Annotated in this window: 15 protein-coding genes; 5 read left to right on the plus strand and 10 right to left on the minus strand. The window is 70.0% G+C overall.

The genetic code is table 11. From position 1 onward, the window contains the following. Positions 1 to 100 precede the first annotated feature (100 nt). Positions 101 to 1,276, plus strand: coding sequence for a hypothetical protein (locus QSK25_RS01425; protein WP_285631260.1), 1,176 nt, complete (start codon positions 101 to 103; stop codon positions 1,274 to 1,276). Here the strand turns inward: QSK25_RS01425 and QSK25_RS01430 are convergent. The 4 genes from QSK25_RS01430 to QSK25_RS01445 all read right to left on the minus strand — a co-directional run bounded on the left by QSK25_RS01430 (position 1,263) and on the right by QSK25_RS01445 (position 5,051). Further along, positions 1,263 to 2,303 (minus strand): NAD-dependent epimerase/dehydratase family protein, encoded by a 1,041-nt coding sequence (locus QSK25_RS01430; RefSeq protein WP_285631263.1) that lies wholly within the window; start codon positions 2,301 to 2,303, stop codon positions 1,263 to 1,265. The genes QSK25_RS01425 and QSK25_RS01430 overlap by 14 nt on opposite strands. 18 nt (positions 2,304 to 2,321) lie before the next feature. After that, positions 2,322 to 3,134, minus strand: coding sequence for a sensor histidine kinase (locus QSK25_RS01435; protein ID WP_285631266.1), 813 nt, complete (start codon positions 3,132 to 3,134; stop codon positions 2,322 to 2,324). Next, a complete protein-coding gene (locus tag QSK25_RS01440; RefSeq protein ID WP_285631269.1) occupies positions 3,131 to 3,802 on the minus strand; it encodes a response regulator transcription factor in 672 nt (223 codons plus the stop codon). The genes QSK25_RS01435 and QSK25_RS01440 overlap by 4 nt, the downstream gene beginning before the upstream one ends. A gap of 82 nt (positions 3,803 to 3,884) precedes the next feature. Continuing rightward, positions 3,885 to 5,051: a beta-1,3-glucanase family protein gene (locus tag QSK25_RS01445; RefSeq protein WP_285631272.1), complete on the minus strand. Its 1,167-nt coding sequence runs from the start codon at positions 5,049 to 5,051 to the stop codon at positions 3,885 to 3,887. An 83-nt stretch (positions 5,052 to 5,134) separates the two neighbouring features. Here QSK25_RS01445 and QSK25_RS01450 point away from each other — a divergent pair, with 83 nt between their 5' ends. Continuing rightward, positions 5,135 to 6,106 carry an alcohol dehydrogenase catalytic domain-containing protein gene (locus tag QSK25_RS01450; protein WP_285631275.1) on the plus strand — a complete coding sequence of 324 codons (972 nt, stop codon included), beginning with the start codon at positions 5,135 to 5,137 and terminating at the stop codon, positions 6,104 to 6,106. On the opposite strand, the gene QSK25_RS01455 is transcribed toward QSK25_RS01450, so the two are convergent. Then, positions 6,024 to 7,259 carry a YbfB/YjiJ family MFS transporter gene (locus tag QSK25_RS01455; protein WP_285631278.1) on the minus strand — a complete coding sequence of 412 codons (1,236 nt, stop codon included), beginning with the start codon at positions 7,257 to 7,259 and terminating at the stop codon, positions 6,024 to 6,026. The two genes, QSK25_RS01450 and QSK25_RS01455, sit on opposite strands and share 83 nt — an antisense overlap. 25 nt (positions 7,260 to 7,284) lie before the next feature. Further along, positions 7,285 to 7,545, minus strand: coding sequence for a muconolactone Delta-isomerase family protein (locus tag QSK25_RS01460; protein WP_285631281.1), 261 nt, complete (start codon positions 7,543 to 7,545; stop codon positions 7,285 to 7,287). Between the two features lie 84 nt (positions 7,546 to 7,629). Between QSK25_RS01460 and QSK25_RS01465 the strand changes: the two genes are divergently transcribed. The 3 genes from QSK25_RS01465 to QSK25_RS01475 all read left to right on the plus strand — a co-directional run bounded on the left by QSK25_RS01465 (position 7,630) and on the right by QSK25_RS01475 (position 9,680). Further along, a complete protein-coding gene (locus QSK25_RS01465; protein ID WP_285631284.1) occupies positions 7,630 to 8,547 on the plus strand; it encodes a LysR family transcriptional regulator in 918 nt (305 codons plus the stop codon). 102 nt (positions 8,548 to 8,649) lie between these two features. Continuing rightward, complete coding sequence (locus QSK25_RS01470; protein WP_285631287.1) at positions 8,650 to 9,345, plus strand: SDR family NAD(P)-dependent oxidoreductase; 696 nt, start codon at positions 8,650 to 8,652, stop codon at positions 9,343 to 9,345. Further along, positions 9,345 to 9,680 carry a Cif family virulence factor gene (locus QSK25_RS01475; RefSeq protein ID WP_285631290.1) on the plus strand — a complete coding sequence of 112 codons (336 nt, stop codon included), beginning with the start codon at positions 9,345 to 9,347 and terminating at the stop codon, positions 9,678 to 9,680. Before QSK25_RS01470 ends, QSK25_RS01475 begins: the two co-directional genes overlap by 1 nt. On the opposite strand, the gene QSK25_RS01480 is transcribed toward QSK25_RS01475, so the two are convergent. The 4 genes from QSK25_RS01480 to QSK25_RS01495 are packed head-to-tail and all read right to left on the minus strand — an operon-like array spanning position 9,677 to position 13,630. Continuing rightward, complete coding sequence (locus QSK25_RS01480) at positions 9,677 to 12,010, minus strand: glycoside hydrolase family 65 protein (protein WP_285631293.1); 2,334 nt, start codon at positions 12,008 to 12,010, stop codon at positions 9,677 to 9,679. The two genes, QSK25_RS01475 and QSK25_RS01480, sit on opposite strands and share 4 nt — an antisense overlap. After that, positions 12,007 to 12,684, minus strand: a complete 678-nt coding sequence (locus QSK25_RS01485; RefSeq protein ID WP_285631297.1) for an HAD family hydrolase — start codon at positions 12,682 to 12,684, stop codon at positions 12,007 to 12,009. The genes QSK25_RS01480 and QSK25_RS01485 overlap by 4 nt, the downstream gene beginning before the upstream one ends. Positions 12,685 to 12,691: 7 nt before the next feature. After that, complete coding sequence (locus QSK25_RS01490; protein ID WP_285631300.1) at positions 12,692 to 12,904, minus strand: hypothetical protein; 213 nt, start codon at positions 12,902 to 12,904, stop codon at positions 12,692 to 12,694. A gap of 24 nt (positions 12,905 to 12,928) precedes the next feature. After that, on the minus strand, positions 12,929 to 13,630 hold the full coding sequence (locus QSK25_RS01495) for a VIT1/CCC1 transporter family protein (RefSeq protein WP_285631303.1): 702 nt from the start codon (positions 13,628 to 13,630) through the stop codon (positions 12,929 to 12,931). Between the last annotated feature and the right edge of the window lie 122 nt (positions 13,631 to 13,752).

The raw sequence follows: 13,752 nt of genomic DNA on the forward strand, positions 1-13,752 counted from the left end.
AAAGTGTTGTGGTGCTTACGGAATTGTGACGCACGAAAGAGTTCTTACGATTGTCTTGCAAGCCCGGCGGGCACCCGGCGGACCCCCTAGGTTGGGCGCGGTGCGTCTAGTCATCGCAGGGCTGCTCGTCGCCGCCGCCATCATCATCGGGGTCGTCGTCAACGTCAACGAACCCGGAATCCTGTTCGCCGCCGCGGCACCGCTGTTCGGCGACTGGCAGCCCCACGTCGGCCCCGGCACGCCGGTCGCGGTCCTGATCGCGTTCCTCGTCGTGGCCAAGGGGCCCGAGTTGGCGCGGCACCGGTTCGCGTTGCCGATCGCGTACGCGGCCTCGGTGGCGTTCACGCTGTCGCTGGCGATGATCGACGGCTGGAGCCGGTTCGTCACCCGGCTCACCACCGAGGACGAGTACCTGCACGAGGTTCCGGGCGTCACCGACATCCCGGCCATGCTCGGCACGTTCGCACAGCGCATCCCCGACTTCCAGCCCGACTCGTGGACGACGCACGTTTCCGGTCACCCGCCGGGCGCGCTGCTCACGTTCGTCGCGCTCGACCGGATCGGGCTCGGCGGGGGAGCGGCCGCGTCGCTGTTCTGCGTCCTGGTCGGCTCGCTGGCGGTGGTCGCGATCCCGTCGGCGCTCAAGAACAACACGGTGCTGCCGTTCCTCGTGCTGTTCCCCGGCGCGGTGTGGGTGGGGGCGTCGGCGGACGGCCTGTTCATGGGCGTCGCGGCGGTCGGCGTCTACCTGCTCACGCGGTGGCCGGTGCTCGGCGGGGTGGTGCTCGGCTGGTGCCTGTTCCTGTCGTACGGGCTGGTGCTGCTCGCCCCGCTCGCACTCGTCGCGATCGGCAAGGACCTCCGCAGGATCGGCTGGGCCGTCGCGGGCGCGCTCACCGTCGTCGCGGCGTTCGCGATCAGCGGGTTCTGGTGGCTCGACGGTTACGAGCTCGTCAAACTCCGCTACTACCAGGGCATCGGCGACACCAGGCCGTACTGGTACTGGGTGTGGGCGAACCTCGCGGCGCTCGCGCTGGTCATCGGCCCGGCCGGGATCCAGGGGCTGCGCAGGGACAAGTGGGTGATCGGCGCTGGCATCGCGATCCTCGCGGCCGACCTGTCGGGTCTCAGCAAGGCCGAGACCGAACGCATCTGGCTGCCGTTCGCGGTCTGGCTCCTCGCCGGCACGGCGAAGCTCGACCACCACAGGAGGTGGCTCACCGCCCAGGCCGTCACGGCCCTGGCGGTGAACCACCTGGTGCTCACGAACTGGTGACCGGCTCGCGTTGCGCGGAGGAGGCGAACTCGCGCACCCCGTCCTCGAACCCGACCTGAGCCTCGAAACCCAGTACCTCCAACGCTTTCGCGGGCGACGCCACGACGTGCCGGACGTCGCCCGCCCGCGCCCCGCCCACGATCTCCGGCGTCGGCCCGTCACACGCGTCGGCCAGCGCGAACGCCAGGTCGCCGATCGTGTGCGGGGTGCCGGAGCAGACGTTCACGGCCTCGAAGCCAGGCCGGGGTGAGGCGAGCGCCAGCGCGTTGGCCCGCGCCACGTCCGTGACGTGCACGAAGTCCCGCCGCTGCCGCCCGTCCTCCATGACTCGCGGCGCGACCCCGTTCTGCAACGCCGAACGGAAGATCGACGCCACCCCGGCGTACGGGGTGTCGCGCGGCATTCGCGGCCCGTAGACGTTGTGGTAGCGCAACGCCCACACGCTCCCGCCGGTCTGCCGCGCCCAGGCCACCGCCAGGTGTTCCTGCGCCAGCTTCGTCGCGGCGTAGGTGCTGCGCGGCTCCAGCGGCGCGTCCTCGGGCACCAGCTCGGACACCACGAAGTCACCGCAGGGGCAGCGCGGCTCGTACATGCCCCTGGCCACGTCGGCGGCCGTGCGTTCGGCGCGCACGATCCCGTGCGTCAGGCACCGGTAGCGGCCCTCGCCGTAGACGACCATCGACGACGCCAGCACCAGCCGCGACACCCCCGCCCGGTGCATCTCGGCCAGCAGCACGGCCGTCCCGAGGTCGTTGTGCCGCGCGTAGGAGGGCGCGTCGAACGGGTCCACGCCGTGCCCGACCATCGCCGCCTGGTGGCACACGGCGTCCACAGAGGACAGAAGTGGTCGCAGCACGTCCGGATCGGTCACGTCGCCCACGACGAGTTCGTGCTCCAGTGCCGGAACGGTGCCATGTGCCTCGGGCAGCAACGCGTCGAGCACCACGCATTCGTGGCCCTGGGAGATCAGCTCGTCCGCGACGTGCGACCCGATGAACCCGGCCCCGCCGGTGATCAGTACTCGCATGAACCGACCGTAGGGCCGTCACGCCCGCCCGGCGCCGCGAGACGGCCGGCCGTCAGAACTCCGTAAGACCATCTCCACCACGAACCGCGCTCCCCGTGGCGCGCGGTCCTCCACCCACACCCGGCCGCCCAGCCGGTGCACGTGCTCGCGGACCAGCGCGAGCCCCAGCCCGCTGCCCGTGTCACCGCCCCGGCCGCCCGCCATGACGCCGCGCGCGAACCGTTCGAAGATCTCCTCCCGCAGGCCCGCGGGTACCCCGGGACCGGCGTCCTCGACCTCCAGCCGCACCGCTGCGCCCACGACCCGCACCGCCACCAGGACCACACCGCCCGCGTGGCGTTCGGCGTTGTCGAGCAGGTTCGTCAGCACTCGATCGAGGCGCCGCCGGTCACCCGGCACGACGGCGGGCTCCAGCTCCACCGGCACGGGCGCGGCGCGTGCCGCGATCACGTTGCGCACCAACGAGTCCAGCGCGACGTCCTCCTGCAGTGGGTCGTCGGTCTGGTCGGCGCGCGAGATCTCCAGCAGGTCCACCACCATCCGCGCGAACCTGTCGACCTCCGAGGTCAGCAGCTCCAGCGCCGTGCCCGCCGTGCCGGGCAGGTGTTCCCTCCGCCGCCGCAGCACCGCGCCCGCGTTGACCATCGTCGTCAACGGCGACCGCAGCTCGTGCGAGACGTCGGAGGCGAACCTGGCCTCCCGCAACGCCCTCTCCTCCAGCTCCCGCGCCATCGAGTCGAACCTGGTCCTCAGTGCTCGCCTGGCCGCCCACGAACCCAGGGCGGCGCCGAGCAGTGCCGATCCGACCGCGACGGCGACCTCCGGTATCACGAGCGGATCCGGTATCCGGTGCCGCGCACGGTGAGCAGCAGGTCGGGATCGTCGGGATTGGTCTCGATCTTGCGGCGCAGCCTTCTGATGTGCACGTCCAGCAAACGGGTGTCGCCGAAGTAGTCGTAGCCCCAGACCTTTTGCAGCAACTGCTCCCTGGTGACGATGCGGCCGCCCGCACCAGCGAGTTCCAGCAACAGCCGGAATTCCGTCCTGGTGAGGTGAACGCGTTCGCCCGCTCGGTGCACAAGTCCTTCCTGCGGACGGATTTCCAGGTTCCCGATCCACACCGCCTCGCGGCCGGGTCCGCGCCGCCTCAGCAACGCGCGGATCCGTGCGGCGAGAACGCTCGCCATCAACGGTTTCGTGACGTAGTCGTCCGCTCCCGCCTCCAGGCCGGCGATCACGTCACGGGCGTCCGTGCGCGCCGTGACCACGATGATGGGCAGGTCGCCGCGTGCCCGCACGGTTCTGACGACCTCCAGGCCGTCCACGCCGGGCAGCGTGAGGTCGACCAGCACCACGTCGAACGACTCGGTCCCCAAACGGTGCAACGCCTGTTCGCCCGAACCCGCCTCGTCCACGGAGAAACCCTCGTCGGACAAGGCGAGGCTCAACGCCCGCCGGATCCGCTCGTCGTCCTCGACCAGCAACACCCCTACGCACACAACGACTCCACTGTGTGAGAGCCGCGGCGACGGCGCCTCACACAGTGGAGTGAAAGTCGATCAAAATCAAGATTGCTTCGGTCTAGAATCCGGTCAGCGTGATCTTTGCCGAACGCGGGTTCGGTTCGTGGACAAGTGACTCGAAGCCGCCGACGTCGTCGAAGGCGAACCCGTAGGCGCGTCCGTCGACCATGTTCGCGTGCACGATCTTCGAGAAGTGGTTCGTCGTCGCACGGGTGTAGAACTCGCTCGCGTTGTACGTCGGCGCCGTGTGGATGAAGCCGAGCGTCGACCGGTTGAGCGCGGCGCAGAGCGACCGCGAGATCGCGCCGAGTTCGTTGTTGGGCGCCGCGAGCCGTCCGTCGCAGTTGAGCACGTCCCGGGTGGACGGCTGCTGGAACTCCGCGACCTGCTGGCCCGCCGTGTTCGTGAACCGCATGACGCCACCGCTGACGCGGCCGGTGAACCTGCGGTTCGGCTCCGCCTGGAACGGCACCACGGTCAGCGGCGTGCTCTGGTAGGTCGACCAGACGCTGTTGACGTAGGACTGGAAGTACGTGCTGGAGAAGACACCGCCGTCGAGGCCCTTGCTGGGGTTGAGGACCCGCAGGCGCGTGCCGTCGGCCCGGCTGTGGGCGAGCTTCGCCCAGTCACCGCCGAGCGAGCGGTGCGCGTCGAAGATCCGGTTGCGCCCGTTCGCGACGAGCTGGCCCGCCTTCTTGGTCACGTTGGATTGCGAGGTGGCCTCGACCGCGTGCGGGACCGCGAACATGTCCACCTGGGAGCTGTTCAGCCACAGACCGCCGCCGTCGTAGCTGAACTCGCTCCAGTCGAACAGGATGTCGCGGTTCGGATCGCCGCCCGCCCACGGAGCCGGCTGCACCAGCCCGTTGGGCACGAGGCTGAACTTCAGCTTGTCCCGGAAGGCCATGTAGATGCGGCCGCCCGCGAAGTTGATCGGGATGTTCACCGTCTTGCTGGCGCCGTTGCCCGGACCGGGGATGGAGAAGTCCGGCGCGGGCACCGGCGGGATCGCCCCGCCGGTCCACGGCGTGAACTGGCCGTTGCCGTTGAGGTAGCCGAGCCGGCCGTTCATGATGCCGGTGATGTAGAGGTGGACCGCGTCACCGCGCCCGGAGTTGTTCGTGACGGTGAGCGGCAGCTGGCTGGGTGGTGCCGCCTGGACCGGTGCAGACATCGTTGTCAGCCCTAGTAGGGCCGATGTCGCGAGCAGCAGGAGCTTGCGCATCGACTTATCTCCTCACTGAGACAGGGTCGTGAGAGCGCTCTCATAGTCAGCGTGAAGGTGTTGATGTGTCAAGAATGGTCTTCATGCGCGCATTGACGGTGGATCTTGCCCGGGCCGGGTCGTTGTCCCTGGAGGAAGTGCCGGATCCGGTGCCCCTGCCGGGCGAGTTGCTGGTGGCAGGGGTCGCCGTCGGCATCTGCGGCACCGACCGCGAGATCGTGCGCGGCGAGTTCGGCGTGGGCCGCCGCCTGGTGATCGGCCACGAGTCGCTCGGACGGGTGGTGAGCGGCCCGGGGTTCGAGCCCGGCACCCTGGTGGCCGGCGTGGTGCGCAGACCAGACCCCGTGCCGTGCGTGGCGTGCGCGCGCGGTGAGTTCGACATGTGCCGGAACGGTCTCTACACCGAGCGCGGGATCACCGGCCTGGACGGCTACGCCTCCGGGCTGTGGACGGTGCCAGCCGAGTACGCGGTGGCGGTGAGCTCGTTCGCCGGTGTGCTGGTGGAGCCCGCTTCGGTGGTGGTCAAGGCGTGGGAGCGGCTGGACCGCCTGGCTGCCTTCCCCTTCGACTCGGTGCTGGTGACCGGGGCCGGGCCGATCGGGCTGCTGGCGGCGTTGATCGGGGTGCAGCGGGGCCTGGACGTGCACGTGTTCGACGTCGCCTCTTCGGGCCCGAAGCCTGATCTGGTGACGTCGCTGGGGGCCACCTACCACCGGACCCTGCCCGATCTGCCGGTCGTGATCGAGGCGACCGGGGCACCTTCCGTGGTCGCAGCGGTGCTCGGACGGGAGTTGGTGTGCCTGACCGGGGTGCCGTCGCCGGAGGTGGTGCCGGTCGACGTCGGGCAGATCAACCGCGATCTGGTGCTGCGCAACGGGATCGTGTTCGGGACGGTCAACTCGAACCCGCGCCACTACCGGGAGGCCTCGGCCGTGCTGGACCGCGCCGATCCCGCGTGGCTGTCGTCGTTGATCACTCGGCGGGTGCCGCTGGAACGTTTTGGTGAGGCGTTCGAGAGCCGGCCGGGCGACGTGAAGGTGGTGCTGGAGCTGTGACGGCCGCCGCGGCGATGATGGCGGCGGCCAGCAGGAGTGCCTGGTCGTAGCCGTCGTGGAGCAGCGGGGTGGCCAGGAGCGGGCCGAGGATCTGGCCTGCCGAGTAGCCCGCGGTGAGGATGGCCGGGGCGTTCGGGACGCCCAGGTCGGCGCCTTGCCTGAGGGCGGTGGCGGCGATGCCGATGAAGGTGCCGCCGAACAGGAGGGTGGCGATCAGGGCCGAGCCGCTGATCAGGGCGGGGAGGGCGATACCGGCGGCTTGGACGGCCAGGGCGGTGGCGAGGGTGCGGCGGCCCGGTCTGATGATCGTGGGGGAGAGGACGGCGGCCAGGCCGACGAGGATCCACGCGCCGCTGCCGAGGGGGCCGCTGATGGCGGCCACGAGGAAGGTCGCGGCGATGATGTAGCCGGCGCCCTCGAGGGTGTAGGCGGCGAAGAGGAACCCGAACGCCCGGCGCGCGCCTGGCGGGTGGATCGATCCCGACTCACCGGCCCCCAGGGGGCTTCGAGGCCCCACTCCTATCGTCGCAGGCAGGTCTGACAGTTTCGGCGCAGGCGGGTCTGGTGGTTCGGTCGGGGGCAGGGTTGGCGGTGTCGATGTAGGCGGGTCTGGTGGTTCGGTCGGGGGCAGGGCTGGCTGTGTCGGCGTAGGCAGGCCTGGCGGTGTCGGGGCGTCCGGCCGCAGCCCCCACGCCACGACCCCCAGCACCGCCGCCACTCCCGCCGCCACCCACCAGGCCGCCTGCCACTGCCCGAACCCCAGCACCACCACCCCGGACAGCGCGATCCCCACGCCCACGCCCGCCATGCCCCACCCGGGCCGTGCGTTCACCGCCGCCACGAACACCACCGCGCTCGCCACCCCGGCGACCAGCCTCAGGGCGAACCACGCCGCCATCGAGTGCGTGAGCGGCATCCCGGCGAGCGTGGCCACGAGCAGCACGAGTGCCACACGGTTCGCGGTGCGTGAAGGGGCGCGCACGACCGTGGCGACTGCACCGACGAAGTAGCCGATGTAGTTGGCGGTGGCGAGAGAAGCGGCCGAAGCAGCGGATATGCCCGCCTGGGCGGTCATCAGCGGGAGGATCGGGGTGTAGACGAAGCGGCCGATGCCCATGCCCGCCGCCAGTGCCGCTGCGGCGCGGACGCTCATCGGACCTGCCTGGTGGCCACGGCGCTCATCGGTTCGGGTCGTTCGGGTCCAGTGCCGTGACGGCGATCGCGGTCGTGGACGGGAGCGAGCCCAGTACGGCCGCGCGCAGGTCGTTCTCGTCGGCCGCCTGCCAGATGCCGACGCCGCGCTTCTCGCCGGCCGGGCGCCACAGGCGGAGGAGACCGCCGGAGGCCGCGAGCTCGGCTTCCGCCGCCCGCAGGCTGTCCACTTCGGACTCGGTGAGGCCGGGCAACGCGGTCGTGACCTCGACCGGGAACTCTCTCATGAACCCATCGTGCGACCGGCTCGGACGAACGGCCACGACCGGCTCGCTCCTGAGTGGGAGGCTCAGCCTCCTAGGATGCGGAGCGTGGAACTGCGCCAGCTCAAATACTTCCTCGCGGTCGCCGACGAGCTGCACTTCGGACGGGCGGCGGCGCGGCTGCTGATCGCGGGGCCCTCGTTGTCGCAGCAGATCAAGGCCCTCGAACGGGACCTCGGGGTGGCGCTGTTCCAGCGTGATCGCCGGACGGTGGCGCTGACGGCGGCCGGGGCGGCTCTGGTGCCGGAGGTGCGGGCACTCCTCGAGCGGGCCGAGGAGTTGCAACGGCACGCGCGGCAGTTGTCCGGGTCGCGGCCGGTGCGGATCGGGTACGTCAACTGGTTGCCGCCGGACCTCACGGCGCGCACGGCCGGGGTCGCGCAGCTCTACGTCGACGCCTGGGTCGTGCCGTCGCACCAGCAGGCGGCGCGGGTGGCGGACGGGAGCCTGGACCTCGCGGTGTGCTGGATCCGGAAGGCCGACGCGGAACAGCTCGGGCTCGAGGCCCAGCTGCTCGGGGCGGATCGCCTCTACGCGGTGGCGGTCGGGTCGGACACCAGTCCGGTGCGGGCCGAGGACATCGCGGTGCTGGTGGACGACGACGTCACGTCGTGGCAGTCGTGGAACGACTACGCCGAGGAGTTCGCCCGCGACACCGGCTGCAAGGTGCGGCGCATCCACAACGGCGCGATCACCGGGCCCGCGTTCTTCGACCACGTCCGGGTGTGCACGACGCCGGTGCTCAACTCGCCGAAGGGGCAGACCACGCCGTTGCCGCCCGATCTGGTGGCACGGCCGGTGGTCGAGCCCGAGGTGCTGTGGACGTGGTCGTTGGTGCGCCGGGCGGACGAGGAGCGCGCGGACGTCGTCGCGGCCGCCGAGGCGATCGTGCGGGACGTCGGCGACCTCGGGCTGGACCGCGCGTGGCTGCCGTCGGACGACCCCCACCGAGGTCTGCGAGGCTGAGCCTCCCACGCGGGAGGAAACGGGTCGCAATTACGCGAAATGAACGCGGACCGCGGCTCGTTGTGGCTGTTCGGAAAGCCACTCCTCCGAAAGCAGGATGAAATGAGCAGCAAGGTCGCGATCGTCACGGGTGCGTCGCAGGGAATCGGTGCGGCACTCGTTCCGGCTTATCGCAAGCTCGGTTATTCGGTGGTCGCGGTGTCGCGGTCCGTCGAATCGACCGACCCCGAGGTCCTCGCCGTTCGCGCGGACCTCTCGCAGCCCGGTGAGGGCGCTCGGGTCGTGACCGAGACGCTGCGCGGGTTCGGCCGGGTCGACACGCTCGTGAACAACGCCGGCATCTTCGTCGCCAAGCCGTTCACCGAGTACACCGACGAGGACTACGCCGCCGTCACCGGCACCAACCTGACCGGGTTCTTCGACATCACCCGCGCCGCCGTCGCCGCCATGACCGGCCCCGGCCACGTCGTCAGCGTGACCACGACCCTGGTCGAACACGCGCTGTCCGCCGTGCCGTCCGCGCTCGCGTCGCTGACCAAGGGCGGTCTGAACGCCGTCACGAAGTCGCTCGCCATCGAGTACGCGGCCCGCGACATCCGCTTCAACGCGGTCGCGCTCGGCATCATCAAGACGCCCATGCACGCCCCCGAGACCCACGAGGCACTCGCCGGGCTGCACCCCGTCGGCCGGATCGGCGAGATCTCCGACGTCGTCGACGCCATCACGTTCCTCGAGCAGGCGGGCTTCGTCACCGGCGAGATCCTGCACGTCGACGGCGGCCAGAGCGCGGGGCACTGATGAACATCATCGAGGTCGTGGACCGCTGGAAGAACGGGATCGCCGCGCACGACCCTCGGGCCGTGGCCGCGAACTTCGCCGAAGACGCCATCTTCCAGGGACTCAAGCCGTACGGGGTCGGCCGCGAAGCGGTGGCGGCGTACTACGATTCCCAGCCCGTCGGAATGACGGTCGACTACGAGGTGCTGGAAACGAGAGAAATAGCCGAGGACGTGACCCTCGGCTATTTCAAGGCCGATTTCTCGTTCGTCGACCGGCCCACCCGCACCCTCTACCTGAGCGTGCTGGTCAAGGGAGACCTGATCGCGCACTACCAGGTCTCCCAGGTCGGTTAACGCCGGCGCGGCTCCCGCCCGAACGGCCCAGGAGGCCGTTCGAGGTCGGGGGCCTTCGGGATCGGCACGGTCACCGGCGCGTCCGCGGTGATCGTGATCGGCTCGCCGTGGTGCCGGGTGGTCAGCTCCGTGCCGTGCACGATCCGGTAAATGGCTTCGGTCGCGCTCACGTCGACGCCGATCCGGGTGCCCTGGAACGACATCCGGAACGAGAAGCGGGTCAGCGCGTCCGGCAGCCGCGGCGCGAACGTCAGCTCGCCGCCGTGGTCGCGCATCCCGCCGAACCCCGCCACCAGCGCCGTCCACGCCCCCGCCAGCGACGCCATGTGCAGGCCGTTGTTGACGTTGTCGTGCAGGTCGTGCAGGTCGGTGAACGCGGCCTCCACCAGGTAGTCGTACGCCAGCCCGAGATGCCCGACCTCGGCCGCCAGCACCGCCTGCGTGCCCGCGGACAACGACGAGTCACGCACCGTGCGTGCTTCGTAGTAGGCGAAGTTGCGTGCTTTCTCGTCGTCGGAGAACGCATCGCCACGGACGTGCATCGCCAGCACCAGGTCTGCCTGCTTCACGACCTGTTTGCGGTACAGGTCGAAGTACGGGAAGTGCAGCAGCAGTGGGTACTTCTCCTCCGGAGTGTTCTCGAAGTCCCACTCCGCGTGCTTGGTGAAGTTGTCCGCCTGCGGGTGCACCTGCAACATCTCGTCATAGGGCACGGACATCGCGTCCGCGGCACTGCGCCACGTCGCGATCTCCTCTTCTGTTGCGTCGCACGGGTTTCGTTCGGCGGCGTCGGCGGCGGCCCACAGGTTCTGCTGCGCGATGAGGTTGGTGTAGACGTTGTTGTCGACGATCGCCGAATACTCGTCGGGACCCGTCACGCCGTCGATGCGGAAACCGTTGTGCGGGTCGTGGTGCCCCAACGACGCCCACAACCGTGCGGTCTCCACGAGGATCTCGGTCGCTTTCTCGCGGTCGAAGTCCTTGTCGTTGGTGGCGTTCAGGTACTGCTGAGTCGCGTAGGCGATGTCACCGGAGACGTGGAACGCCGCCGTGCCCGCCGGCCAGTACGCGCTGCACTCGGCACCGTTGATCGAACGCCACGGGAACGCCGCGCCCTTGAGGCCCAGCACCTCCGCGCGTTCCCGCGCCTTGTCCAAAGTGGAGTGCCGCCAGCTCAGCGCGTCCCTGGCGGCGTCCGGCACGGTGTAGGTGAGCACCGGCAGGACGAACATCTCGGTGTCCCAGAACGCGTGCCCGTCGTAACCGGGCCCGGTGAGGCCCTTGCCGGGAATCGCCCTGGTCTCGCCGCGCGCACCGGCCTGCAGGATGTGGAAGAGCGCGAACCGGATCGCCTGCTGGAGCTCGTCGTCGCCCTCGATCTCGATGTCGGCGACCTCCCAGAAGTCGTCCAGGAACGCCTTCTGCTCGGCCAGCAGCCCGTCCCAGCCCGTCTGGCACGCCCCGGCGAGCGCCGCCTCGACCTGGGCCCGCAGCGCCGGCGTCGACCGCTGGCCGGACCAGCCGTAGGCCAGGTACTTCGTGAGCCGCAGGCGCCCGCCCGCGGGCACGTCGACGGCCGCGGTGAACCGGGCCAGGTCGTCCTCGGCGCGGATCTCCGTGCGCGGCTCGTCGTGCAGCTCGTTCTCCGAACGGGAGACCGCGACCTCGTGGTCCATCGCGGCGGCCATCCGCAGCCCGGACACCTTGGTGTGGTGGCACAGCACGGCCCGCGACTTCTCGGCCATCGTGAAGTCGTTGACCAGCGGCGAGTCCAGTGCGGCCGCGACCCGCGGGTCGTTGCTGCGGCTCTTGGTCGGCTCGTTGGCCAGCAGGTCCGACTGCACGACGAGCTGCAGGTCGTCCTCCGGCTCGACCTCGTACCGGATCGCCGCGACAGCGCGCTGTGTGAACGACACGAGCCGTTCGCTGCGCACGGTCACACGACGTCCCGTCGGGGACTCCCACACCGTGCGGCGGCGGAGCGTGCCCGTGCGGAAGTCGAGCGTGCGTTCGTGCTCGACGGCCGTGCCGTAGCGCATGTCCAGCGGTTCGTCCTCGACCAGCAACCGGATGATCTTGCCGTCGGTGACGTTGACGACGGTCTGCCCCGCCTCGGGGTAGCCGTAGCCGCCCTCGCCGTACGGCAGCTGGTGCTCCTCGTAGAAGCCGTTGAGGTACGTGCCGGGCAGACCGCGCGGCTCGCCCTCGTCGAGCGTGCCCCGGAAGCCGATGTGGCCGTTGGCCAGCGCGAACGTCGACTCGGTCTGGTGCAGGTGGTCCACGGACAGGCCCTGCCAGCGCAGCTGCCACGGTTCGACGGCGTAGCTCATGACAGCAGCTCGTCGAGCTCGTCCACGACGACCGTCGCACCGTGGGCCTGCAGGGCTTCTCTCTGGTGGCCGCGGTCGACGCCCACGACGAACCCGAAGCCGCCGTCCCGTCCTGCCTGCACGCCCGCCAGCGCGTCCTCGTAGACGGCGGCGTTCTCGGGTGCGGTCCTGAGTCTTCTCGCGCCTTCGATGAACGAGTCCGGGGCCGGTTTGCCCTTGAGGTTCGACGCGGTGATGACGTTGCCGTCCACCAGCGCGTCGACGTAGTCCAGCAGGTTGCCGGCGCGCAGCACGCGCATCGCGTTGGCCGAGGACGTGACCACGCCGATCGGGATCTGCGCCTCGCGCGCTGCCTTGAGGTAGGCGACGGACGCGGGGTACGGCGTGATGCCCTGCTCGTCGATGATGGCGTTGACCAGGTCGTTCTTCTGGTCGCCGATGCGGCGGACCTCGTCCTCGGACGGTGTGAGGCCGCGCGAGGTGAGGAAGCTGCGGACACCGTCGTAGCGCGGTTTGCCGTCCACGTAGGCGAGGTAGTCCTGCTCGCTGAACGGCTGGCCCATGGCCTCGAACGTCTGCCGCCACGCCTGGCGGTGCAGCACGGCGGTGCTGGTGAGCACGCCGTCGAGGTCGAAGAGCAACGCGGTGATCTTCTCCGGGATACCGAGGCTCATAGGTCGATCATGCACCCGTCTCGCCGACATCGCTCCGCTCTTCTTTGAGGCGTTCGTCCAACGGCCGGGGGTGCGCCTGCTCGTACTCGGTCATCCCGTACTTGGTCGACTCGGCCCAGCCTTCCTCCGGTTCGGTCTCCAGCGGGTCGTGGCCGAGGTTGTCCTCGTCGAGGGCCTCGAAGCTGTCTTCCTGGGGGTACGCACCGCGTTCTTCACTCATGCCCACGCAGTACCCAATTCGGCGCTATCCGATGCTTTGCCCGACCAGCGAACCGATCGCGTAGGTGACGCCCATGGCGATCAGCCCGCCCGCGATGTTGCGCACGACCGCCCGCTTCCTGTCCGCGCCGCTGAGCCGGGCGCTGACGAAGCCGGTCAGGGCGAGCGTGAGGATCGCGGCGGCGACCGTGACCGGCACGCGCAGGCTGGTCGGGGTGAGCATGACGGCGGCCAGGGGGAGGAGGGCGCCGATCGTGAACGCGACGAAGCTCGCGATGGCCGCGCCCCACGGGTTCGTCAGCTCGTCCGGGTCGATGTGCAGTTCGGCCTCGGCGTGCGCGGACAGCGCGTCGTGCTCCGTGAGCTGCTTGGCGACCTCCGCGGCCGTCCGCTCGTCCAGGCCCTTGCCCTCGTAGATCTCCTTGAGCTCTTCGAGTTCCTCGTCGGGAGTGTCCCTCAGCTCCCGGCGTTCCTGGGCGAGCAGGGCGCGTTCGGCGTCGCGCTGGCTGCTGACGGACACGTACTCGCCGCTCGCCATCGACATCGCGCCCGCGAACAGGCCCGCGAGGCCCGCGACCAGGATCTGCGTGCGGTCCGTCGTCGCTCCCGCCACGCCCACCACGAGGCTGGCGGTCGACACGATGCCGTCGTTGGCCCCCAGCACGCCCGCGCGGAGCCAGTTCATCCGATCGCCGGTGACCTCGTCGTGGGGTTCGTGGTGGCTCATTTCCGCAGGTTAGCGAGGTGTCCGTGGTTGTGCGCGCGACGTCCGGGTGACCTGGGGCGTTGTGCTGAACGGGTGAGTTCTGCCTGGTCAGCGGCTGGAGGTTCATTTTTTGTCAGACCCCC

It is taken from the genome of Lentzea sp. NBRC 102530 (assembly GCF_030269365.1).
In the GTDB taxonomy this organism is placed as follows: Bacteria; Actinomycetota; Actinomycetes; order Mycobacteriales; family Pseudonocardiaceae; genus Lentzea.

Coding starts and splice junctions, on each gene's coding strand:
- QSK25_RS01490 (WP_285631300.1), bottom strand. CDS start 12,904: ATGAGTGAAGAACGCGGTGCGTACCCCCAGGAAGACAGCTTCGAGGCC.
- QSK25_RS01470 (WP_285631287.1), top strand. CDS start 8,650: ATGAGCAGCAAGGTCGCGATCGTCACGGGTGCGTCGCAGGGAATCGGT.
- QSK25_RS01495 (WP_285631303.1), bottom strand. CDS start 13,630: ATGAGCCACCACGAACCCCACGACGAGGTCACCGGCGATCGGATGAAC.
- QSK25_RS01460 (WP_285631281.1), bottom strand. CDS start 7,545: ATGAGAGAGTTCCCGGTCGAGGTCACGACCGCGTTGCCCGGCCTCACC.
- QSK25_RS01475 (WP_285631290.1), top strand. CDS start 9,345: ATGAACATCATCGAGGTCGTGGACCGCTGGAAGAACGGGATCGCCGCG.
- QSK25_RS01450 (WP_285631275.1), top strand. CDS start 5,135: ATGCGCGCATTGACGGTGGATCTTGCCCGGGCCGGGTCGTTGTCCCTG.
- QSK25_RS01430 (WP_285631263.1), bottom strand. CDS start 2,303: ATGCGAGTACTGATCACCGGCGGGGCCGGGTTCATCGGGTCGCACGTC.
- QSK25_RS01485 (WP_285631297.1), bottom strand. CDS start 12,684: ATGAGCCTCGGTATCCCGGAGAAGATCACCGCGTTGCTCTTCGACCTC.
- QSK25_RS01455 (WP_285631278.1), bottom strand. CDS start 7,259: ATGAGCGTCCGCGCCGCAGCGGCACTGGCGGCGGGCATGGGCATCGGC.
- QSK25_RS01480 (WP_285631293.1), bottom strand. CDS start 12,010: ATGAGCTACGCCGTCGAACCGTGGCAGCTGCGCTGGCAGGGCCTGTCC.
- QSK25_RS01445 (WP_285631272.1), bottom strand. CDS start 5,051: ATGCGCAAGCTCCTGCTGCTCGCGACATCGGCCCTACTAGGGCTGACA.